The organism is Oleiphilus sp. HI0086 (genome assembly GCF_001635225.1).
Genome location: NZ_LWFZ01001153.1, coordinates 1 through 719, shown reverse-complemented (window position 1 = coordinate 719; position 719 = coordinate 1). Strand labels below are relative to the sequence as shown.

Below are 719 nucleotides of genomic sequence, written 5' to 3'. Positions count from 1 at the left end.
TACCGCAGAACTTACCGTTGGGTGATTGTCAGACTGAACAATCATATCGCCACGACTGATATCGATTTCATCATTCAAGGTAAGCGTAACCGCTTGACCTGCGAAACCTTCATCCAGTGAACCTTCAAAGGTCACGACTTCTTTTACGGTACTGCTTTTACCCGAAGGAAGTGCAGTAATTTTATCGCCAGGCTTAACGATACCCGAAGCAATCGTTCCACAGAAACCACGGAAGTTAAGGTTAGGGCGGTTAACGTATTGTACTGGTAGGCGGAAGTCTTCCAGATTCTTGTCTTTAGCTATTTCGACTGACTCAAGCATCTCCATTAGAGGCTTGCCTTTGTACCAAGGTGTCTTGTCGCTATTGCTGATTGTGTTAACACCTTTCAGTGCAGAAAGTGGTGCAAACTGGATATCGCCCAAATCTAACTGGTCAGAGAATGAAAGGTAATCGCTCTTGATTTCATTAAAGCGCTCTTCGCTGTAGTCAACCAGATCCATCTTATTGATGGCAACGATGACGTGCTTAATACCCAGTAAAGAAGCAATAAATGAGTGACGTTTGGTTTGCGTTAATACACCGTGACGTGCATCGATCAGGATGATTGCCAGGTCAGCAGTTGACGCACCAGTTGCCATGTTACGAGTATATTGCTCGTGTCCGGGAGTGTCGGCGATGATGAACTTGCGTTTAGCAGTTGAGAAATAACGATAAGCAA

Annotated in this window: 1 protein-coding gene; it reads right to left on the bottom strand. The window is 44.9% G+C overall.

All coding sequences use genetic code 11. From position 1 onward, the window contains the following. Positions 1 to 719, bottom strand: a 719-nt coding sequence (locus tag A3756_RS20310) for a sulfate adenylyltransferase subunit 1 (RefSeq protein ID WP_231875591.1), incomplete at both ends; no start/stop codon positions are given.